Raw genomic sequence first — 22724 nt, forward strand, 5'->3', positions numbered from 1 at the left:
CTTCCCCCTTAAATAAGCTTTTGATCTACTAGAGCATCCATTAACTTAGTTGCAGCTTCTTCTGCTTCCATGTCTTCAAACATAACTGCAATTTTTGTTCTGTCTGGAGCGTAAGATTTATTAACTCTAGTTGGAGATCCCTTAAGACCAATTTTTGTCTTGTCTATTGTAGCTTCTAAGTCGTCGAATGTGATTTGTCCGATTTCAGCTTTTTTAGCTTTGAGCTTGTTTTTGATTTTTGGATATCTAAGCTCTTCGTCACCATACTTTGTAAATGTGATTAGGGCTGGAAGTACACATTGTACGTTTTGAGCTCCGCCTTCTACTTCTTGTAAAACTTTAATTCCTTCATCGTTTAGCTCTGCTGTATAAGCACGTGTAACTTGAGGAAGTCCTAGGTGTTCTGCAAGTTCTGGTCCTACTTGTGCTGTATCTCCGTCGATTGCTTGAAGACCACAGTAAACTAGGTCAGGTTCGCCTTCTTTTTCTGCTACTGCCTTTATAGCATTAGATAGAATGTAAGATGTAGCAAGTGTGTCAGATCCACCGAATTTTCTATCTGTTACAAGATATGCCTTATCAGCACCAACAGCTAGACAATCTCTAAGCATTGCTTCTGCTTGTCCAGGTCCCATTGATATTACTACAATGTTTACTTCAGGATCCTTGTCCTTAAGTCTAAGAGCTTGTTCAAGAGCGAAAGCATCATAAGTATTTAGGATACTTGGAACGCCCTTTCTTATAAGTGTATTTGTGATAGGATCGATTTTGATCTCATTTGTGTCTGGAACTTGTTTCGCACATACGAAAATATTCATATATCCCCCTTTAATTCTAAGTAACTATCGAGCTTATTTATTTAATAATGCGCCAGATACAACCATTAACATTACTTCTGAAGTACCTTCATATATTTCTGTTATTTTTGCATCTCTCATCATTCTTTCAACTTCATATTCTTTGATATAGCCGTATCCACCTAGTAGTTGAACAGCCTTTGTTGTAACATCCATTGCAACTCTTGATGCTTTAAGTTTTGCTTCAGCTGCTGCTACTGTGTAGCTTTCACCAGCATCTTTAAGTGTTGCTGCTTTATAAACTAAGTGACGAGCTGATTCAATGTCAATTGCCATTTCAGCAAGTTTGAATTGTGTATTTTGGAATTTAGCTAATGGTCTTCCAAATTGGTTTCTTTCTTTTACGTATTTAACTGCCTTATCAAGAGCACCTTCAGCTATACCTAAAGCTTGAGCTGCTATACCAATTCTACCACCATCTAGTGTTTGCATTGCGTATTTGAAGCCCTTACCTTCTTCACCAAGTAGGTTTTCTTTTGGAACTTTACAATCTCTAAAGATTAATTCCATTGTTGATGAACCTTTGATACCCATCTTATCTTCTACTGTACCAAAGTCGAATCCTTCCATTCCTTTTTCAACGATGAATGCAGAAATCCCTCTAGTTCCTTGCTCTTTATCAGTCATTGCAAATACAACATAAGTATCAGCGTAACCTGCGTTCGTTATAAAGATTTTTGATCCGTTTAGTACGTAGTGATCTCCATCAAGTTTAGCAACAGTTTTTTGTCCTGATGCGTCTGTTCCTGCATCTGGTTCTGTAAGTGCGAATGCACCGAGTTTTTCACCTGAAGCAAGTGGTGTTAAGTATTTTTCTTTTTGTTCTTCGTTACCAAATTTGTTAATACAATCAGCGCAAAGTGATGTATGAGCTGAAACGATAACTCCTGTTGTTGCGCATGCTTTAGAAAGTTCTTCTACAGCAAGAACATATGTAAGTGTGTCAAGGCCTATTCCACCGTATTCTTCATCGAAAGGAATTCCGAAAAATCCTAGCTCTTGCATTTTTGCTACGTTGTCTTCTGGGAACATGTGTTTCTCGTCTACTTCTATTGCAAGTGGAGCAACTTCTTTTTGAGCAAAGTCTCTGAACATGTCTCTCATTTCTAATTGTTCTTCTGTTAACTTATACATAATCTCTCCTTATAAAACTTTTTAGATGATATATCAGAACTGATATATTCTTAACTAACTCTTATGTTATTATATTAACAATGTTAACGACAAATGTCAAGCTCTTTTTTAAGTTTTTACAAAATTTTAATATAGATTTTATAAAAACCTAAGCCCATGAAATTTATTTTCCTTATATATATAAACATTTTCCTTATCGACTTAAATAAATTAACTATTTATTAGTAGAATAAGTATATTTATACAATATAAAAGCATATTTTCATAGATATAAGCTTATTTATCTCTTCATTAATCATGATATCACAAATAACTATTATGTCAATCGTTTACAGAGATAATTTCATTGTTTCCCTATCAAAAAACCTTATAGCGGTATAATGTTTAATTTTCAACGATATTTGATTTTAATTCTTGAAAAATTTTTTTTGAAAACATTTTTACAAATCTAAAATCTTGTGATATAATCTAAGCATAAATATTAAATGATATTTAATACATATTATTTATAGGAGGTTTAAATGAATAATTATAACGCAATATCAGATGATATTATCCAACAAATCAAAGACGCCGTTTCTGGCAAAGTTTATGTTGGAGACGAGGTAAACGAAGACTTCTTCCATGATGAAATGCCAATCTATGGTGAAGGCTACCCAGATTGTCTTGTCGATGCAACATCTACAGAAGATGTAGCAGCTGTAATGAAGATCTGTAACGAAAACAAAGTTCCTGTTATAGCAAGAGGAGCTGGTACTGGTCTTACAGGTGCTGGTGTTGCTATTAAAAAAGGTGTAATGATCAACATGCAAACCATGAACAAAATTATTGAATATGATGAAGATAACATGGTAGTTAGAGTACAACCTGGTGTTTTACTAAATGATTTGGCTCAAGACTGTCTATCAAAAGGTTACCTATACCCACCTGATCCAGGTGAAAAATTCGCAACTCTAGGCGGAAACGTTGCTACAAACGCTGGTGGTATGCGTGCTGTTAAATACGGTACAACAAGAGATTATGTTAGAGCTATGGAAGTTGTTCTTCCTAACGGAGAAATCACTAATTTTGGTGCTGTAATTTCTAAATCATCAACAGGTTATTCACTTAAGGATCTTATGATTGGTTCTGAAGGAACACTTGGAATCATAACAGAGTTAACACTAAAAATAGTTCCAGCTCCAAAGACAACTATTTCATTAATAGTTCCATTTGAAGACTTAAACAGCTGTATAGCAACTGTCCCAAAACTATTCCAAGCTAATCTTAACCCTCAAGCTATCGAATTTATGGAAAGAAAGATAGTTCTTGCTTCTGAAAAATATATCGGAAAGGAAACTTTCCCTAAAAACATCGAAGGTACAGATGTGAATGCTTACCTACTTATCACATTCGATGGTGATGATGAAGATGGTATTTACGATACGATGGAAAGAGCTGCAGAAGTTCTTACAGAAAATGGAGCAATCGACGTATTAGTAGCTGATACTCCAGCACAACTTAAAGAAGCGTGGGCTGCAAGAAGCTCATTCCTTGAAGCAATCGAATCTCAATACGAACTTCTTGATGAATGTGACGTCGTAGTTCCAATAACAAAAATTGCAGAATATGTAGAATTCGTAAATGAAACTTCTGAAGAATATATGTTCGACGTACAAAGCTTCGGTCACGCAGGAGACGGAAACTTACACATCTACACCCTTTCTAATGAAAGTGACAAGCTTGACCAATTCAAGGACGAAGTTAATGAATTCATGCTTATAATCTACAAGAAAGCATACGACCTCGGTGGTAAACTATCAGGTGAGCACGGAGTAGGATCTGGTAAGCTTAAATATCTAAAGGAATTTGAAGGAAATTTAAATACAGGAATAATGAGAGGAATCAAGAAAGTATTCGACCCTAATATGATTCTTAACCCAGATAAAGTTATAGGACTTGAATAAAACTAAGGAGTAGCAATGAATTATCTAAAAGAATTTGTAATTCTTTGCGTATGTTTATTCCTAGGTGTCATTACGAGACACCTCATAAACTTCCCTATACCTGAGGCTGTATATGGTATGATCTACCTCTTTATAGCACTTAACTTTAAAATATTAAAGCCTGAGGACGTACAAGAGACTTCAGATGGTATCTTACACAATCTAGCCTTCCTTTTCGTTCCAGTTGGCGTTGGTATAATAGCAAATTACGATGTAATCCAAGGTAACATTGCCAAATTGTTAATTATCACAGCCATTGGAACAGCTTTGACAATGGCCGTAACAGGTATCGTTGTTCAATTACTACAAAGGAGGAAGAAATAATGTTTGATAACTCATATTTCGGTATAATCCTATCATTTGCTGCCTATGAAATAGGAAAATGGATAAATAGCAAAGTAAAAAAACCACTTGCCAATCCCCTCCTCATAGCAATCCTATTGATAATTGGATTTCTGTCAGTAACTGGCATACCTTATGAAAGTTACAAAAAAGGTGGAGATTTCATAGCGTTTTTCATCGCTCCTGCTACTGTTGCAATGATTTTAGACCTATACGCAAACCTTGACTCTTTAAAGGCTAACCTAGTTCCAATCTTAGTCGGAGTTCTAATAGGTTCTATTTTCTCAATGCTTTTGGCAATAATCTTGTCAAAAGTAGTTGGATTTAATGGACAGATGATTACATCACTAGTTCCTCAATCAATCACAACAGCTATAGCCATCTCACTAACAGATGAATACGAAGGTATCGTGGCCCTAACTGCTATGATAGTTGTGTTTAGAGGTGTAATAGGAGCTGCTATGGCGCCAAGTATTCTAAAAATATGTAAACTAAAAGATCCTGTTGCCCAAGGTGTTGCAATAGGAACAGCAAGCCACGCTGTCGGTACTAGCCAAGCTAGACAAATAGGTAAGATTCAGGGCGCTATGAGCGGACTTTCAATAGCTGTTGCAGGTATCATAACTGTATTTCTTATGCCACTTGCTATGTCTGTTGTAAACTTAATAGCATAAGATAAAAACTGTCAGTATATTCTGGCAGTTTTTTATGTATAATATTTTCTTTTATGATATAATATCTGTAATTCATAAAATAAAATTGGCAAAAGGAGGTGGCCTTAGTGCAAGATCACTATACTATCGGTAAAGTCTCAAAAATGAGCAATATTCCCAAAGAGACCTTGAGATATTACGATAAAATAGGACTATTTTGCCCTGATTACAGAGATAATGAAACAGGCTACAGATATTACAGCAAAGAAAGTCTTAAGACTCTTCTCATCCTAAGACGACTTAGAAATCTAGGTTTTTCTATAGAGGCCCTCAAAAATAGTTTGGACGTAAACTCTCTAGACAATCTGGAAAGTTTGATTTACGAAAAATCTTTAGAATATGAAAAACAAATACAAATACTTCAGGCTAGAAAGGTTGCCTGTGATATTGCTATCAAAAGATTTGCCAGGGCCAAGAAGGCTACAGACTACATAATTAAGGAAGGAATAGATCCAATAGACTTTCCAGTTAAGATCGACTACATAGAAGAAAACCCAGTGGTATTTTCAAGAAAAATTATGAAAAATTACGTTCATCCAGATATTACTCTTGCAAGATGGATCGATATATACGAAAAATGCACAGAAAATGGCCTAGAAATGATGGGGTCAATTCTTATAATCTTTCACGGAAGGCCCTTCGATCAATTTCTAGAAAAAAACTCTGACGTAGAATTTGCTATGCAGGTAACAAAAATCGAGGCTGGTAGACTTAATAAAAGAGTAACGAGATTTTGGGGAGGATTCGAAGCTGTAACTTCCTATTATGTGGGAGATTACAAAAATATTAGACAAAAACATAAGAAAATGCTAACTCGGATTAATGACCATGGTTACAAGGTCACAGGTCCTATAACAGAGGAGTTTCTCATCTCTCCCCTAGATGTCGACGATCCATCTAAGCATGTGACAAAAATAATTATCCCTATCGAAAAAAGATAAGCAAGATAATATAAAAGAATTTAAAAACTTTATATCTTATTCGAGATTTAAATAATACATAAAATAAAGAAAATTGTCAAAAGTAAAAGCGGACCCTAAAATCCGCTTTTTTCTATCTATTAGTCAAGTTCTAGTGAGTTTTCCCATAGACCGTGGATGTTACAATAGCTTAGTGCGTAGAAAGTACCTTTCTTTTCTGTTTTGATTACGCCTGATGCACATGGTTCAGAAAAGATTTCATCTTCGCCGTGAGCTGAGTATTGGTATGATCCAACCTCTACTGGGAATTTGCCATCTTCGGCCTTGAAGAATACTTTAATCCAAGCGATGTGGTGTTCAAGTGTGTTAGGATGTTCAATTTCCTTACCAACTCTTGCGTTAACTCTTATTTTACCATCTTCAAGTCTTTCAACTTCTAGTTCTGGTACGTGTTTTTCAGCTTTCCAATCACCTGATTGTACAGTTTCAGTTAATTTTGTCATATTTTTACCTCCATATGATCATATGTTGTCTACATAATAACTTATACCCAATATTTTAAAAAATATAGCCTATAAATCAAAGTTCTTCGAATTTTTTACTAACTTGCTCTCCAGTTTCCATGTCCTTTATGGAGTATTCTCTCTTACTCATCTCTTCTTCACCTAAGATAATTACTCGTCTTATTCCACACTTATCCGCATAGTTCATCTTCTTCTTAAACTTCACGCTTTCAAGGTAGATATCTACACTTTCCCCAGAATCTCTTAGTTTGTTTAGGATTTCTATACCATATTCATTTATAGACTCATCCATTGGAATTATAAGAATATCTGTCAAGCTCTTTATCATCTCATCAATTAGACCGAGTTCTTGAAGTTGGTAGAATAGTCTTGTAAGTCCGATTGACATACCTACTCCTGGTAGTTTTTGCTTGGAGAAATTGCTTGCAAGATCCTCATATCTTCCACCTGAGCAGACAGAACCAATCTTTTCATATCCATTTATAAAGGTCTCATAGACTGTAGATGTGTAATAATCGAGCCCTCTTGTTATGGCAAGGTCGATTTTAATGTTGTCATCAGGTATGCCTAGATCAACCATGTACCTATAGACCTTATTTAACTCATCTACTCCCTCAAGGAAAAGCTCATCACCAGAAAAATCAAAGAGCTTATATAAAAGCTTTTCATTAGAATCTTCGTTTTCTATAAATTCTACGATTGTCCTAGCTTTTTTCTCATCTGTTAGTTTAACAAGTTCTTCAAATGTATTTTCTATGCCTATCTTGTCTTTTTTATCAATTGTCCTTAGGACGTCGGTAGTATCCTCTATTCCTAAACTTTTAAAAAAACCATTTAGAAGTTTCCTATTATTTATCTTAAAGGTTATTTGAGGAAAATCTAGCTTTTCAAATATCTCATAAATTACCCTTGGTAGGAGGGCGTCATTGTAAATCGAAAGACTGTTATGGCCAATAATATCTATATCAGCCTGGTAGAATTCCCTATATCTTCCCTTTTGATTTCTCTCACCCCTGTAGACTTTTCCTATGTGATAGCGTTTGAAAGGGAAATTTAGATCTTGAAAGTGCTCTGATACGTAGCGTGCTAGAGGAACAGTTAGATCAAATCTCAAACTCATATCCTTAGAATCAGAGGCAATCTCATAGATTTGTTTTTCAGTTTCTCCGCCTCCCTTAGCGAAGAGTATCTCATTTTTCTCAATAACTGGCGTATCGATTGGCATAAATTGATATTTCTTGTAGGTTTCTTCGACTATGTTTTTAATATTATCAAAAACTAATTGCTCCTTAGGTAAAAGTTCCATTACCCCCGCAATTGTAGATGGTTTTACAATGTTCATACTATCCTCTCTTTTTTCTTTACTATAATAAATTATACGATTTTTTCCAAAAGAAAAAAGCCTAGACAGCCTATATACAAATCAAAGACCCCAGGTCAGTAAGGTCTGTCTTTGGATAAATAATTTCTATATTTTCCCTATCGCAAGCTTTTTTGATTCTCTTAAAGGACTTTTGTCTTGATATGTCTCCAGTAAAAACTAATTTCTCATCTATAATACCGCAAGTTCCTCCAATAAAGCCTTGGCCAAAACCATCAAGCTCGATTTTATCATTTTCTAGTAAGATAATATTTACTTTGTCCTTAAGGGCCTTATAAATCCCGTAATCGCTTGTAAGTAGACTTTCTCTAAGAGGAATAATAGAACATCTACTATAGCCTTGCTTTACAAAAAGATGTTTATAATTCCTCCCTTTAAGGCTTCTCTCGATGTTTTCCTCAGTAAAGTCATTGTGGATATAAAAATCCTTGAAAGTCAAGAGGTTATAGATACAATCTTTAGGATATTTCTTAAAAACAGATGATCCCTTTATAAGATTTTTAGAAGAGAGCTTCACTTTATAATATGGAAAGACCTCCTCGGCTACTACTATATTATCACTATCTATGGCGAAAATAGAAAGATCAGGATGATCAGCAATCCTCCTATCGAGGTTTGGATTATCTATAGTCTCTATAAAATCTATATTTTGATCAGTTAAGAATTTCTTAAACTCTAAACTTGCCTTATTACTTAAAATTAACATAAATACTCCTAATAAAAAAAGCTCTCCGAAGAGAGCGATTTGGAGGCGCCACTCAGATTTGAACTGAGGGTAAAGGTGTTGCAGACCTCTGCCTTACCACTTGGCTATGGCGCCAAAAACAATGGAGCGGATGACGAGATTCGAACTCGCGACCCTCGCCTTGGCAAGGCGATGCTCTACCACTGAGCCACATCCGCACATCTATTATTATATATCATAATTTGGATTTGTAAAGTTTTTATTATATTTTATTTAATTTTAAAATATTAAATAGCTAAGAAACCAATATATCAATGCTTAGAGATCTCTCGAATTCGCATAAGATAAGGAATTGTTTATAATACTCTTATACTTATAATAGTAAGGTGAACTTCCTCCTTGGCCAGACGGGCCTTCTGCTACGCAGAACCACTCCGTGGTGGATCCTCTACTGGCCAGACAGGATTTCTATTCTCGGGCTTCGCCCTGCGACCATTTCATGGAGACTCCTCTATAAGCCGGAGGGGCTTGTTCTGGTGCCCAGAGGCGGAATCGAACCACCGACACGGGGATTTTCAGTCCCCTGCTCTACCGACTGAGCTATCTGGGCTTATTAGTTAATACCTATATATGATAACATAGGATTTTGGCTTTGTCAAATGTTTTCATTGCCCTTAGGATTTTCTTTAATTTATCAAGCTTTTATCTATGTCATTCTATGTAAAAATAGACGGAATTTTTCATCCGCCTATTTCATCTTTTATCTTCAACTGTTTCCTAGTCTAACTCTAGTTGGCCAGTGTAGAGTTGCCAGTAGGTTCCTTTTTCTTCTATTAGCTTATCATGGCTTCCTCTTTCGATTATCCTTCCATTTTCCATTACCATTATTACATCAGAGTTTTGGATGGTGGATAGTCTGTGGGCTATTACTATTGAAGTCGATCCTGCCATGAGGTTATCCATCGCTTCTGTTACTTCAAGCTCTGTTGCTGTGTCAATGGAGCTTGTCGCCTCGTCTAGGATTAGCATTGGTGGCTCGGCTATCGCCGCTCTTGATATCGATATGAGCTGATTTTGCCCATCTGATAGGCTTGATCCGTCTCCGTTTATTTCTGTATCGTATCTTTCAGGAAGTCTCTTGATAAAGGAGTCTGCTCCTGATAGTCTTGCGGCAGAATTAATCTGATCTGAATCTGCATCAAGCTTACCATATTTGATATTTCCTTCGATTGTATCAGAAAAGAGATTTACTTCTTGAAGGACCATACCGAAAGCCTTTCTTAGGGCTTCTTTTTTGATATTTTTGATATTAATACCATCGACTTCAATTACTCCATTATCTATTTCATAAAATCTTGTAATCACATTGGTTATGGTTGTCTTTCCAGCTCCAGTAGAACCTACAAAGGCAATCTTCTCGCCTGGATCTGCGTAGAAGGAAATGTCTTTTAGAATTTGGTTTTTGCCATCATATGAGAAGTCCACGTTTTTAAATTCCAGTCTTCCTTCTAGAAGTTGGTATTTATCTTCGCCGTCTTCTTCCCATTTCCAAGCATATCTTCCATTCATTCCAACATGCTCTGTAATAGTTCCGTCTCTTTTAACTATTGCACTTACAAGATCAATATAGCCAGTGTCGATTTCTTCTTCCATATCCATCACCTCAAATATCCTATCAGCTCCTGCAAGGGCTTGGAATACTGCGTTTGCTTGTTGGGATATGTTTACTATAGGGTTTTGGATTTGTCTAATATTTGATAAAAATGCTGCAAGTACTCCGACTGTGATATTTCCTTTTATAGTAAGGTAAACTCCCAGTACTGTGATTAGAGCGTAGAGTATGTTCACTGAGTTAAGGAGAAAAGGCATGATTTTTCCTGCATTGATAATTGCCTCGGCAAAGCTTGCTCTTAGTTCTTCACTTTTTTCAATAAATTCTTCTTCTGCAATTTTTTCTCTTGAAAATACCTTAACCACTTTTTGTCCAGAAAGCATCTCTTCATTGAAGCCGTGAAGCTTTGACACGTTGGCTTGGGCCTTGGCGAAAAACCTCCCTGACCTTAGTACAATCTTTGATAGAATTGGAATCATAACTACAAGTCCTATGATTAAGCATAAGGTTAGGTTAAAGTCTAGCTTAAACATAACTATTAGGGTTCCAAAGAAGGTAAGTACACTTCTTATAATTGTTGGAACTGTGTTGGCCAAGGCTTGGGATAAGACGTCCGTATCATTTGTGAAACGACTCATTATCTCCCCATGTTGGTTATTGTCGAAAAATCTTACTGGAAGAGTTTGAATCTTATCAAAAAGGTCGCGTCTTATGTTTCTGATTGATCTTTCACCGACTCTTACCATAAGTCTTGAATATATTAAACTTGTTACAGCCGATACTAAATAGATAAAGCCCATTTGTATGACAGCAGTCTTAAGTCCTGGGACATCTCCTTTGAGGATATGATTATCTATAATAGGCTGGAGCATATTTACTCCCCAAATTTGGGTCACTGTAGATATTATTACTCCAAGGATAATCACAATCATCTGCCATTTGTAATCAAAGAGATAGGCCATGAGCCTTGACAAGGACTTAAATGACATTTTCCTTCTGTAATCTTTTTTTTGTATGCGATTATCAGTCATTATCATTACCTCCTTGTTGTTGAATATCATAAGTTTGTCTGTAGTTTTTGTTTCTTTCGTAAAGCTCGTCGTGAGTGCCTATATCAGAAATTTTTCCTTCTTCCATAACGATAATTCTATCTGTGTACTTAAAAGAAGATACCCTTTGTGAGATTATAATCTTGGTTAAGTCTTTTAGGTTTTTATCTATTCCTTCCATAATCGCAGTTTCAGTCTTGGTATCTACTGCAGAGGTTGAGTTATCGAGTATCAAGATTTTTGGTTTCTTTAAGAGAGACCTTGCTATAGTTAGCCTTTGTCTTTGACCACCGGAAACTCCACTTCCTCCTTGACCTAGGACTGACTCATATGAGTCATTTCTTGCTCTTACGAAATCATCTGCTTGGGCAATTTCTGCTGCAAGACGAACTTCTTCATCACCTGCTTCGCTATCTCCCCAGCGTAAGTTATCCGCTATAGTTCCAGAGAAAAGTGTGTTTTTCTGAAGTACTATCGAAACCCTATCTCTTAGGGTCTTAAGGTCATATTCTCTTATGTCATGTCCCCCAACCTTAAGGCTTCCCTTACTTATATCGTAAAGTCTTGGTATAAGTTGGACTAGGGTAGACTTGGCAGATCCTGTTGGCCCAAGGATTCCTATTGACTCTCCGCTTTTGATGTGAAGATTGATATCTTCAAGCTGATAATTATCTGAATCTTCATCGTACTTAAAGGAGACATCATCAAAGTCGATTGATCCATCTTCAAGATCAAGACCTTCTACTTTGTCATCATTATCCATTGTTGGCTCTCTTTTTATAACTTCAACTACACGGGTTATACCTGGTGAAGCTGCCATAAACATAGTAAGAACCATGCTCATGCCGATGAAGGCTCCTAGAAGCATAATTGCATACATGTTAAAGGAAATTAGATCTCCTACACCAAGTCTACCCTCGATAATCTCGATACCGCCATAGTAGGTTAGACCTACGAAGGTTGCAAACAAAATAAAGTTTGCTACAGGGAAGACATAGCTCATAGGTCCTTGTGAACCATCTGCTAGCTTAAACATCTCTTCGTTTTGAAGGCCAAACTTATCCAGTTCATATCTTTTTCTAACGAAAGACTTGATTACCCTCATATTGTTTAAGTTTTCTTCTATAACTAGGTTTAACTTATCGTATTGGAAACGAGCCTTCTTGAACTTTGGTAAAGCGTAGGTAGTAAGTGCCATCAAGGCTATGAAAAGCAAAGGCACTGCTACAAGAAATATAAGGGACAATTTGGCACTGGCCCTAAAGGCTAAAACAAAGGAAAATATAGCCATAACAATAGTCTTACTTACAAATCTTGTTGACATAAACATTGATTGGGCTAGCTGTTGCATATCAGAAGTTAACCTGGTTAAGAGAGATGGAACTCCAAAATATTCCAAGTCTTCGAAAGAAAACTTCTGTATGTTTTTGTATTGGGCCCTTCTTGCATTATCAGCAAGTCCACTCGAAGTAAGACCTGCGTTTTTAGTAGCTTGCATACCAAAGTACATGGTTACAAGAGAAAGAACTACCATCAATACTCCATATTTTATAGCAAGACCTAAGTCCTTGTCGTTTACGGCAGTATTTAGGGTCATACCCATAATCATTGGTATAAGTAGTTCTAGAATTGTCTCAAGCGTTGTGAATATCTGTGACAGCAATCTAGTTTTTTTGTACTTTCCAAGATGCCTCTTCATATAAGAAAAGGATCTGTTAAATTCCTTTATACTATTCATCTATCCTCCTTCATAAAATTATTAGAAATTGAATCCAAGAGAAGTTCTAAGTATTTAGTAATCTCTCTTACATTCTTTTCTCCCAAATCCTCATACATGGCTCTGATGGCCTCTTCTATTGGGACTAAGACCTCTCTCATCCTAAACTCGCCCCTCTTAGTAAGGTAGAGGTTTTTCGCTCTCTTGTCATCCTCATCTCTTCTAAGTTCGATAAACTCCTTTTCCTTTAAATTCATGATTGCGCTATTTATAGTCTGTTTGGGGGCTTTGAACTTATTTACGAGAGTCTTTTGTTTTACTTTTTCATTCATTCCGATTTGGATTAGAATCATACTTTCCAAATCGTTTAGGCCATAATAGTTTGCTCTTTCCCTATTGAGGCCGTTGGCCTTTCTTAGTAGAGAAAAAATATTAATTATGGCTTTTAGTTTTTCGTCCATCTACCCTCCTTACTTTTGTTTACCATCATATTATAGTCCGATTTTGGACTATGTCAAGTGAAAAATCCTCCTTAGATTGTATAGTATAAAGCGAGGTGAAACATGATTAAATACTTACAAGAAGAAAATATAGACGAAAATTTGATAAAACAATTAGAAGAATATAGAAAAGAAAATGGACTTACTGATAACGACAGGGTGATCAAACCTGAGTACAAATACTACGGCAAGGAAGTTCTAGAGCAAGCCATAGCCGCCCTCCTCGCAGGAAAAAACATCCTCCTTACAGGAGCAAAGGCTACAGGAAAGAATGTACTTTCATCAAATCTTTCCTACCTCTTCCAAAGACCATCCTACAACGTATCCTTCCACGTAAATACTGACTCCGCAGCCCTTATAGGTGCAGATACCTTCAAAAACGGCGAAGTTGTCTTTAGGAAGGGTCCTATAACGGAAGCGGCAGAAAAGGGTGGCTTTGCCATCTTAGATGAGATAAATATGGCCAAAAACGAAGCTATCTCAGTCCTACACGCAACCCTCGACCATAGAAGGATAATAGACCTTGCAGGCTACGATAAGATTGCCCTTGACCCAAATACAAGATTTATCGCCACCATGAACTACGGCTATGTAGGAACAAGAGAGCTTAACGAGGCCCTTTCTTCAAGATTTATGATTATAAATGTACCAAATATTACAAAGGGAAATCTCGATAAGCTCCTAGCTGATAACTTCCCAACCCTTAAGGAAAAATACAGGAAGGCCTTTATCGACTTATTTATAAGTCTCCAAACAAAGAGCGAAAACAACGAGATTTCTACTAAGTCAGTCGACCTACGTGGACTAATAGGAGCTATTGAAACAATTAAGATTGGTCTATCTCCTTACCAAGCCCTGATGATGGGTCTTGTCAACAAATCCTTCGATGAATTCGAAAGACAAATAGTCCTCGACGCCCTAAAGAGTAAAATTCCTACAGATATAGGAGAAAGTGTATTTGATGAATGATCAACTAGAAAAGATTAGACAGTACAACATAATCTGGGACTTCGCCAAGACCTACAAGTTTCTTCCCAAAAAGTCCTATCCCATGGAAGATATCTATCTAAACATGATCACAGGCTTTAAGATAGGGACCTTTGATTTTAAAATCCTAGATTCCTTCTTCGCCTATATCAAAAAAGACAACATGTTCTTTGATGATTTCAAGTTTATGACAGAAATCCTAATGGAAGAAATAGCCTTTAAGGAAATAGCAAAAGAAAATTTAGTAATAGATGATTTTAGGAAAAAATACGCAAGAAAGGTTATGGCGAAGTATTCCTACCATGAGCCCAAAGATCTAAGGGAGCAAATCGAGAAGGCCTACTACGGGAAGATTTTAGATAGGCCAATTACTGAAGGCAAGCTCTTTAGAGATATCTATTATGCCCTATTTTCAATTCACACTACAAGGACCAATGAATTAGTCGATAAATTAAATGACTTCTTCGAGAAATACTTCCGCCTGGATAGGTCGGCCAAGGATAGGGATAGGTTTAAGGAAATGGTCTCAGAAAATAAGGCCAAGGACTTCAAGGACCCAGATGAGATAGATGACAAGAACGCTGAGTACTCCGAGGAATATCTTTCAGAGCAGTTTGGTATAGGAAGTGCGGAGTTTACAGGAAATATATATCTCGCCGAAAAAAAGGAAGATAATGACAAAAACCTCATGTTTCTAAACACAGGAGAAGACACCTACCACTCTTCTACTGAATTTATCGAGGACTTCTACGGACTTTCTGTAATGGCCAAGGAGAAAGTCTCTGCCCTAGAGACTAAACTTTGTAAGGGAATCCACAAGAACAAAAGGCTCTACTTTACTAGGGGCGAATATTCCACCAAGGCCAACGCCAGATTTTATAAGAAAGGTCGCCGTGAGCAAGCCGAAAAGACCGAAGAATATATCAAGGAAAATGCTGCCATTAACAACAGATCTATCAACGAGCTTACCCTTTCGATCAAAAACTCCATAGCAAACTTCCTAGAATACAACGAAGTCTACAAAAACTACGGAGCTATCGACTCGACAAAAGCCTGGAGGGCTAGCGTTCTCCACGACTACGACGTCTTTAACAACGAAGAAAGCGACGATATATCGAAATTTAAGGTTGATCTAATACTCGATGGTTCTGCCAGCCAAATCGGCCGACAAGCCATGGTCGCAAACGAGGCCTATATTATAGAAAAGGCCATGGATGCCCTAGATATTCCAATTAGAGTCATGAGCTTTTCTACCCTAAGAGATTTTACAGTCTTTAATATATATAGGGACTATGACGAAAAGGAAAATAACGAGAAAATTTTTAACTTTTTCGCATCTGGATCAAACAGAGACGGGCTCGCCTTTAAGACAATCCATGAACTAATAGAAAAGGATGACGAAAACACCAAAAATATAGTGATAATCCTTTCTGACGGCAAGCCAAATGACGAAAGAAGCAATATCAACACAGTAAAACTCCTCGATAAGGACCAATATGTAGAGGAAGTCGCAGTCAAAGATACTGCCAAGGAAGTTAGAAATATAAAAGAAGACGAAATCTCAATTCTCGGAGTCTTCACCGGAGAAGAAGAAGACGTAGAAAACGCTAAGCTAATCTACAACACAGATTTTTGTAGGATAACCAATCTAGAAAACTTCTCAAAGATTGTTTCAATTTTTATGAAAAACCAAATCCTCCAATAGGATTTTAGGCTAATAATAAAAATGACATAAAAATTAGAGGGGCCGTCCCTCTTTTTTAGCACAGAAAAACCGGCCTAAGCCGGTAATTTCTATTTTAATTTCTTATTTTCTTTCCTAGAACTTATTTTGTGATAAATCCTATTTACCATTTCCATAACTTCAGGAATCCTAGCTAGAAGAATTGCTAGTCCATAAACTAGCATGGCGGCAATTATCGCTACAAATAAGGCCACAAGTCTTGGAGCAAAATTTGAAAGAGCTCCATTAACTCCTACAGCAACTAGGGCCATAAGTCCTGTCGCAAGGCCTATCTTTATAAGAGAAATTAGGGAAGTCCTAAAGTTAAAGCTTCCAAATTTCTTCCTAAATTGGTAAATCATCAAGACAGTACCAATAGCAGTAGATAAAACTGTCGCATAGGCAAGTCCTCTTATGCCAAAGAAGTTAATTAAGATAAAGTTAAATATAACATTTAAAATCTGTTGGATGATTACAACGACCACCGGTGTCTTGGAATCTCCAACTGCATAGAAGCCCCTATCTACCACATCAATAGTGGATTGAAAGATGTTGTTTGGAGCGTAAGCTACGATAAGGCTTGCAACTGCTATTGTATCTTCCCTAGTAAAAGCATTTCTCTCAAATACAACTCCTATGATAGGCTCCGCAAGGACAGCCATACCAATACTTGCAGGAATTAATAGAAGCATGGTAGACACTACAGATGAGCTGATTGATTTTTTCATCTTTCCTATCTCGCCACTTGCCCCATATTCTGCTATAGTTGGAAAAAGGGCTGTAGTAATAGAAATCGTAATTATTCCTGTAATCATAGTAAGCATTGTCTTTGAATAAAAGAGCTTGGAGATAGATGCCTTTCCGAAGAAGGCTGAAGCCATAGAGTTATCTATAATTATAGAAATCTCTCCTGCTGCTGATGATAAGATTATTGGAATAGCAACGATCATCAGACTTCTTACATACTTATTGTGGATATCTAAGATTTTCTTATGCTTATAACCTGCCTTCCTACAAGCTCTTGGAAAGAGAATGTACTGGAGTGAGTTACCCAAGAGGGCTCCGATAATTAGCATATAAGGATTCTTAGTGATTCCTGTAAGAACAGTGAATAAAATGATTATAATATTCATTATAATTCCTGTAATCGCAGGATCGAAGAAGTTTCCCTTTAAGTTCAAATATCCTCTAAATACTGCTGAATAAAGATAAGCAAAGACTGCAAACATCATTATTCTAGTGTAGTTTGTGGCAAGATCCAAAGACTCACCGCTTAGATCTGGGGAAAGTAGCTTAGAAAATGGCCTAGCAAAAACCATTCCTATTATTACTGCAAAAACAGCAAATACCATGAGGATATTGAAAATATTTGATGTAAATTCCTCTGCTACCTCTTCCCCTTCTTCCTTCTTGGCCTTATTATAAATTGGAATAAAACCTGAAATTATTCCAACAGCCACGAAGTTTGCTATAACAACCGGCAGGGTGTTGGCGGTTGTGTAGATACTTTTTAAATCACCTGCTCCAATGTATGACGCCATAACAGATTCTCGCAAGAATCCAAAAATCTTGGAGATTACCGTCACAAACATGAGCATTATAGTAGTTTGACCCATAGTTACCTCTCTTTATTTCTTATCTTCTTATTATATCATTTAGAATGATAAAGACAAATAAAACATGCCTTTATTACAAGCTTAGTAAATAATAGATAAGCTAGAAATATCTATCAAAAAAGCCCTACTCAAAGAAGATTTATATTTTTTCTTCGAGTGAGGGCTTATCCTTATATTTTTATAATATTATTTTTGTAATTTGCTATCATCTGGTCTATCTTCTGCAGGAATCTTATCATTATCAGCAGGAGATCTATAGATTGATTCAGCAGCAAAAGCCTTAACTTTCTTGCCGGTCTTCGTTTCTGCAACTACTGTTCCAGGTCCTCCGACACAGCCTCCCATACAAGCCATACCTTCTATAAGCTTTCCGTCCATTCTGCCGAGTTTAGCCATTCTTGCAAGCTTAACGCAGTTGTCTAGTCCTTCTGCATTTTCTACTTCAACCTTGACATCTGGGTCGATTTCTCCGATTCTTCTCTTGACAGCTTCGGCAACTCCACCACTTACTGCGTAGAATCTTCCTGTCTCTGAAGCATCCATCATTGGTTCATCTACTTCGATTTCTGATGGTTCGATTCCCTTAGCAAGGAACATACCTAGAAGCTCTTCGTAGGTTATTACAAAGTCTATTACTTCAGCTACTTCTTCTTCTAAGGCTTCGAGTTTCTTGGATATACATGGTCCTATAAATACAACTTCACAGTTTGGATCACGTTTTTTCATTTGTTTTCCTGAATAGATCATTGGTGTTGATGATTCAGAAATCTTGTCGTTGATATCTGGGAATTGCTTTCTTACCATTGATTTCCATGAGAAGCAACAGCTTGTTCCCATAAATGGAATCTTGCCTGTTGGAACTTGTTCCAAGAACTCGTGGGCTTCGTTCATTGTAGTAAGGTCAGCTCCGAGCCCTACTTCTATAACATCATCAAAGCCAAGTTGTTTGATAGCTTCTCTGATTTGTTCTGGACTTACATTTACACCGAATTGTCCAACAAATGATGGGGCAATTACAGCATAAACTTTTCTATCTGATTGTAGGGACTTGATAAGTTGGTAAATCTCACTCTTATCTGAGATTGCTCCAAATGGGCAAGTTATAATGCATCTACCGCAAGCTACACACTTATCTTCGTTAATTTCAGCACGACCTAATTCATCAGATCCAATAGCCTTTACTCCACATGATTCTGCACAAGGTCTTTTTTGGTGGTTGATTGCTTGGTATGGACAAGCAGCCACACATTTACCACACTTGATACATTTATCTTGATCTATTATTGCTCCCTTGGCAGTATATGTAACAGCGTTTTTAGGGCAGACATTCACACAAGGATGTCCAATACAAGCATGGCATTGGTCTGTTACTGTGACTTTATTTTCTGGGCAGGCTTCACAGGCAATTTTTATAACAGAGACTAATGGTGGATTGTAGATTCTTTTGTCATAATCCATCTCATCAAGGCCATCTGTGACAGCATCTGTATTAGCTGCACTTCTTGCGTCAAGACCTATACACATTCTGAGTCTCTCGCCCATTACTGCTCTTTCTCTGAATATATTTTCCCTATATCTCGCTTCCTCTCCTGGAAGGATATCAAACACTTCTAGGGCAATATCCGTAATTGGCCTATTTTCGTAGGCAATTTTGGCAACCGCCTCGAAGGCCATCCTTCTAATATTAAGTATATCTATGTATGACTCTTTCATTATTAACCTCTTCTTTTCCTACTTCTCTGGTTTTAATTTATCAAACATCATCTCCATCATAACCTCAGGCTTAGCCTTCTTTATATATGTATCGTCGATTTTTACTAATGGAGCGTTTTTAGATGGATTTTCGATTTCATCCATTATATTTTCGTAGACAATTTCAATTTCTGGAGCATCTCCTAAGCCCTCAAGCTCATAAGCGTACTCTATATCGGTTTTCACTATGTTTGCTGAATCGTATAAGAATTCGTTTCCGTGGGCAGTGCATCTAGCACATGAACATACAGTTACTTTCATAATCTCCTCCAAATATATTCTTAATAAAATTGTATCAAATTTAACAGGATATAGCAATTAATTTCCTAAATATCTATAATTATCCTGAAAGTCGAACCCTTATCGACCTTGCTTGTAACCTCCAGTCCGAAACCAAGATAGTCAGCAATGTGCTTGGCTATGGATAGACCAAGCCCAGTCGATCTGCTATCCCTTTTTCTTGCCTTATCAGCCATGTAGAATCTTTCAAATATCCTAGGCAAATCTTTTTGGCTGATTCCTACTCCATTGTCCTTAATGAATATTATTAGTTTCTTATCTAATATTATTGAAGAAATCTCAATTCTTCCGCCATCTTCTGTATATTTAATGGCATTTTCATAAATGTTTGATACAAGGTCGGTAAATAAGGATATAGAAGTTCTTATTTTAAAAGACCCTACCGTATTTACTATTTTGATATTTTTATCATCAGACCTTTTCTTGTAATTATCCACACAAAGCTCGGCTATTTCTTTTATATCAAATTCTATTTCATCGATTCCCTGGCCATTTTCGTCAAGGCTTGAAAGTTTTAGGATGTCATCTATGATCTGAAGGAGCCTATTTCCTTCCTTATAGATGATTTCTGCGAAGTTTCTCACATCACTTTCCTTAGCAATGCCAGTAGATATGAGCTCTGCGTAACCATTAATTGAAGTGAGAGGACTTTTTAATTCATGGCTTACATTAGCAGAGAACTCCCTCCTCATAAGCTCTGCCTTTCTTGTCTCTGAGTTATCTATTATGATTATTACATAGCCCATATCGTAGCTATCAATAATTGGATCGACAAAGACTTTTAGGTGGAAGTTGTTTACATCAAAGGCCATAGCCTTGGTTTTTTTAGTCTTTTGAATTTCCTTAATGGCTTCTTTATAATCCTTATCGTCAATAAGATCTATAAAGCTTGTATCGGAGCTTTTGTCCAGATAGTCTTGTGCTGCCTTATTCATTATCTCGACTTTTCCATTCTCATCACAAATCACAAGTCCTTCTTCCATATTTTCGGTAATATCTATTATTTCCTTAAATCTACTAGCCTGGGCCATCTCACTTGCCTTAAGCTTCTTGTTGCTTTCTACTAGATTTTTAAAATATGGGCTTATCTCCTTATATCTTGGGTCAAGACTTGTAAAGTCATAGTCCTCCTCAAAACGACTTAGTCCTTCTGTATATCTCTCCACAAGATTTTCTGCCTCAAATTTTATAATTCCTACTATTAATAGATAAAGGACAAGATAAATTGATAGAATTTTGCCATCGAATATGTCGAGTATTGTATTTTGGGACTTAATCATAAGATTATTGTCATCACCTATGTAGTAGGCAGTATTTAGGGAGTCCTTGATACCGTATTTGATTTCTCTAATTTCCCCATCATTTCCTATCTTTAAATCTCGAGGCTCTATTTTATTCATCGAAGTATATAGGATATTTTTATCATTATCGAAATATGTGAGCTTATATCTTGGATAAGACTTCTCAAAATCTTTTAAAATCTCGGTATCTCCACTCTTTAATTCATAGAAAATAAAGCCCAAAGAATCCTCCATGAATTCATTTTGAGCTTTTATTTTTCCTTCAAAGGAAATGCTGATATTTATTAAAAATGTTACAAACATTACAAGGCTAAATATCCTTACAAGGCTTTTTTCTAGTAAATCTTTCATATTTCACCGAATTTATATCCTAGGTTCCTGACAGTTTCTATATATTTTCCAGCATCCTTTAGCTTAGATCTAAGACTTGCTATGTGGACATCTACCGTTCTCGTCTCTCCCTCGTAGTCGTAGCCCCAAACTTTAAGTAAGAAGTCATCACGGGTTATGACATTTCCTATATTAGACATAAAGAGAAGTAACATCTCAAATTCCTTGTAGGTTAGGTCAATCTTCTCGCCACAGACTTTTACCGAACGCTTTTTCATATTAAGTCTTACTTCTTTGTAGCCTATGTGGTCTGTATCCTTTTTCTTGCTTCGCCTAAGGACTGCCTTGACCCTGCTGATTAATTCTAATATTGAGAAGGGTTTTGTTATATAGTCATCTGCCCCTAGGTCAAGTCCCATTACTTTATCAAACTCATCAGTCCTTGCTGTAAGCATGATGATAGGCATATCAGAAAACTCTCTAATCTCCTTAAGGATAGTAATGCCGTCCTTTTCTGGTAGCATTATATCTAGAATTAGAAGCTCGCCTGGATTGTCTCTTACATCATCTACTACAAGCGAACCATCTTCGTAGCCACTTACCTCATAGCCTTTTTCTCTTAGGGCATATTCTACTAAATTTCTTATAGACTTATCGTCTTCGACAACGTATATCATCTAAAGCCTCGTTGCAAGATCAGCTACTCTCGCGAGCCTATCTCCTAACCTTTCAAAATACTTGTAGAGGAGGACTTTTTCTGATAACTCCATAGGGGCAATATTATCCTTCTTGTTCTCGTTTGAAATGTATGAAATTGCCTCTTCAAATAACTTGTTGTTTACTTCATCTTGCTTTATTGTTTCCTTGGCAAGATCCATATCATAGTTTACGAAAGAATTGATAGCATCTTTCGCCATCTTTGTCTCATTTGCTATGAACTTATTTAGAAAATCTTTTTCACTTTCATTTAGAGAATACTCACCTAATATAAAAGAAACTTGCTCGAAGTGGCCTGCGATTCTTTTAAACGATGAGGCTAGTTTCATTGACATTTGAAGTAGCTTTAGGTCTTTAGCAACTGGTTGTTGGAGGGCCATAAGCTCAAAGCTGAGCCTTTCGATTTCATTTGCTTTTCTTCTAATATCATCGTGAATATCGACTAGGTCCTTAAGCTCATCTTCCTTGGAATTTTCTATAAATTGGCCAATTTTCTCATAAGAGATTATGACGTAATCCATAAGGTCTTTGGCCATTTTCTTGATATTGTCTAAATCTTCGTTGTATTTTATTCTCATA

General features: G+C 36.6%; 20 protein-coding genes and 3 tRNA genes. 6 read left to right on the forward strand and 17 right to left on the reverse strand.

All coding sequences use genetic code 11. The features are described from left to right. Positions 1–8: 8 nt before the first annotated feature. Together RCH56_RS01630 and RCH56_RS01635 are read right to left on the reverse strand one after the other, a co-directional pair. Entirely contained in the window at positions 9–818 is an 810-nt protein-coding gene (locus RCH56_RS01630; protein WP_306483256.1) for an electron transfer flavoprotein subunit beta/FixA family protein, read from the reverse strand. 33 nt (positions 819–851) lie between these two features. Beyond that, positions 852–1991: an acyl-CoA dehydrogenase gene (locus RCH56_RS01635; RefSeq protein WP_306483257.1), complete on the reverse strand. Its 1140-nt coding sequence runs from the start codon at positions 1989–1991 to the stop codon at positions 852–854. Between the two features lie 521 nt (positions 1992–2512). Here RCH56_RS01635 and RCH56_RS01640 point away from each other — a divergent pair. The 4 genes from RCH56_RS01640 to RCH56_RS01655 all read left to right on the forward strand — a co-directional run bounded on the left by RCH56_RS01640 (position 2513) and on the right by RCH56_RS01655 (position 5972). After that, on the forward strand, positions 2513–3937 hold the full coding sequence (locus RCH56_RS01640; RefSeq protein WP_306483259.1) for an FAD-binding oxidoreductase: 1425 nt from the start codon (positions 2513–2515) through the stop codon (positions 3935–3937). A 15-nt stretch (positions 3938–3952) separates the two neighbouring features. Then, complete coding sequence (locus tag RCH56_RS01645) at positions 3953–4300, forward strand: CidA/LrgA family protein (RefSeq protein WP_306483260.1); 348 nt, start codon at positions 3953–3955, stop codon at positions 4298–4300. Then, positions 4300–4992, forward strand: a complete 693-nt coding sequence (locus RCH56_RS01650; RefSeq protein WP_306483261.1) for an LrgB family protein — start codon at positions 4300–4302, stop codon at positions 4990–4992. The genes RCH56_RS01645 and RCH56_RS01650 overlap by 1 nt, the downstream gene beginning before the upstream one ends. Positions 4993–5099: 107 nt before the next feature. Beyond that, positions 5100–5972 carry a MerR family transcriptional regulator gene (locus tag RCH56_RS01655; protein ID WP_306483263.1) on the forward strand — a complete coding sequence of 291 codons (873 nt, stop codon included), beginning with the start codon at positions 5100–5102 and terminating at the stop codon, positions 5970–5972. A 119-nt stretch (positions 5973–6091) separates the two neighbouring features. Here the strand turns inward: RCH56_RS01655 and RCH56_RS01660 are convergent, their stop codons facing one another. The 9 genes from RCH56_RS01660 to RCH56_RS01700 all read right to left on the reverse strand — a co-directional run bounded on the left by RCH56_RS01660 (position 6092) and on the right by RCH56_RS01700 (position 13380). Further along, positions 6092–6454, reverse strand: a complete 363-nt coding sequence (locus tag RCH56_RS01660; protein WP_306483264.1) for a desulfoferrodoxin family protein — start codon at positions 6452–6454, stop codon at positions 6092–6094. 76 nt (positions 6455–6530) lie between these two features. Next, on the reverse strand, positions 6531–7817 hold the full coding sequence (hisS, locus tag RCH56_RS01665; protein WP_306483265.1) for a histidine--tRNA ligase: 1287 nt from the start codon (positions 7815–7817) through the stop codon (positions 6531–6533). Positions 7818–7887: 70 nt separating this feature from the next. Continuing rightward, on the reverse strand, positions 7888–8562 hold the full coding sequence (locus RCH56_RS01670; protein WP_306483266.1) for a DUF6873 family GME fold protein: 675 nt from the start codon (positions 8560–8562) through the stop codon (positions 7888–7890). Positions 8563–8602: 40 nt separating this feature from the next. After that, a tRNA-Cys gene (locus tag RCH56_RS01675) sits at positions 8603–8676 on the reverse strand. A gap of 8 nt (positions 8677–8684) precedes the next feature. Beyond that, positions 8685–8759: transfer RNA gene (locus RCH56_RS01680), tRNA-Gly, on the reverse strand. 316 nt (positions 8760–9075) lie between these two features. Further along, positions 9076–9151 (reverse strand) — tRNA-Phe (locus tag RCH56_RS01685). Positions 9152–9318: 167 nt separating this feature from the next. Then, positions 9319–11184 (reverse strand): ABC transporter ATP-binding protein, encoded by a 1866-nt coding sequence (locus tag RCH56_RS01690; RefSeq protein WP_306483267.1) that lies wholly within the window; start codon positions 11182–11184, stop codon positions 9319–9321. Then, the gene (locus tag RCH56_RS01695) at positions 11177–12940 is read right to left on the reverse strand and encodes an ABC transporter ATP-binding protein (protein WP_306483268.1); all 1764 of its coding nucleotides are present in this window, start codon (positions 12938–12940) and stop codon (positions 11177–11179) included. Before RCH56_RS01695 ends, RCH56_RS01690 begins: the two co-directional genes overlap by 8 nt. Further along, the gene (locus RCH56_RS01700) at positions 12937–13380 is read right to left on the reverse strand and encodes a MarR family winged helix-turn-helix transcriptional regulator (RefSeq protein ID WP_306483269.1); all 444 of its coding nucleotides are present in this window, start codon (positions 13378–13380) and stop codon (positions 12937–12939) included. Before RCH56_RS01700 ends, RCH56_RS01695 begins: the two co-directional genes overlap by 4 nt. A gap of 102 nt (positions 13381–13482) precedes the next feature. Between RCH56_RS01700 and RCH56_RS01705 the strand changes: the two genes are divergently transcribed. Both RCH56_RS01705 and RCH56_RS01710 read left to right on the forward strand, forming a co-directional pair. Further along, positions 13483–14388 (forward strand): AAA family ATPase, encoded by a 906-nt coding sequence (locus RCH56_RS01705; protein WP_306483270.1) that lies wholly within the window; start codon positions 13483–13485, stop codon positions 14386–14388. After that, positions 14381–16111 carry a hypothetical protein gene (locus RCH56_RS01710; protein ID WP_306483271.1) on the forward strand — a complete coding sequence of 577 codons (1731 nt, stop codon included), beginning with the start codon at positions 14381–14383 and terminating at the stop codon, positions 16109–16111. The genes RCH56_RS01705 and RCH56_RS01710 overlap by 8 nt, the downstream gene beginning before the upstream one ends. 89 nt (positions 16112–16200) lie before the next feature. Here RCH56_RS01710 and murJ read toward each other — a convergent pair whose 3' ends face one another. The 6 genes from murJ to RCH56_RS01740 form a co-directional block, all read right to left on the reverse strand. Continuing rightward, complete coding sequence (murJ, locus tag RCH56_RS01715) at positions 16201–17745, reverse strand: murein biosynthesis integral membrane protein MurJ (RefSeq protein ID WP_306483272.1); 1545 nt, start codon at positions 17743–17745, stop codon at positions 16201–16203. A 186-nt stretch (positions 17746–17931) separates the two neighbouring features. Next, entirely contained in the window at positions 17932–19458 is a 1527-nt protein-coding gene (locus RCH56_RS01720) for a 4Fe-4S dicluster domain-containing protein (RefSeq protein WP_306483273.1), read from the reverse strand. Between the two features lie 18 nt (positions 19459–19476). Next, on the reverse strand, positions 19477–19758 hold the full coding sequence (locus RCH56_RS01725) for a hypothetical protein (RefSeq protein ID WP_306483274.1): 282 nt from the start codon (positions 19756–19758) through the stop codon (positions 19477–19479). Positions 19759–19823: 65 nt separating this feature from the next. Then, entirely contained in the window at positions 19824–21449 is a 1626-nt protein-coding gene (locus tag RCH56_RS01730; protein ID WP_306483275.1) for an ATP-binding protein, read from the reverse strand. After that, positions 21446–22105: a response regulator transcription factor gene (locus tag RCH56_RS01735; RefSeq protein WP_306483276.1), complete on the reverse strand. Its 660-nt coding sequence runs from the start codon at positions 22103–22105 to the stop codon at positions 21446–21448. The genes RCH56_RS01730 and RCH56_RS01735 overlap by 4 nt, the downstream gene beginning before the upstream one ends. Continuing rightward, positions 22106–22723 carry a PhoU domain-containing protein gene (locus RCH56_RS01740; RefSeq protein ID WP_306483277.1) on the reverse strand — a complete coding sequence of 206 codons (618 nt, stop codon included), beginning with the start codon at positions 22721–22723 and terminating at the stop codon, positions 22106–22108. It lies immediately after the preceding gene. Position 22724: the final 1 nt, after the last annotated feature.

This window comes from Anaerococcus sp. (assembly GCF_030825785.1).
Classification (GTDB): domain Bacteria; phylum Bacillota; class Clostridia; order Tissierellales; family Peptoniphilaceae; genus Anaerococcus.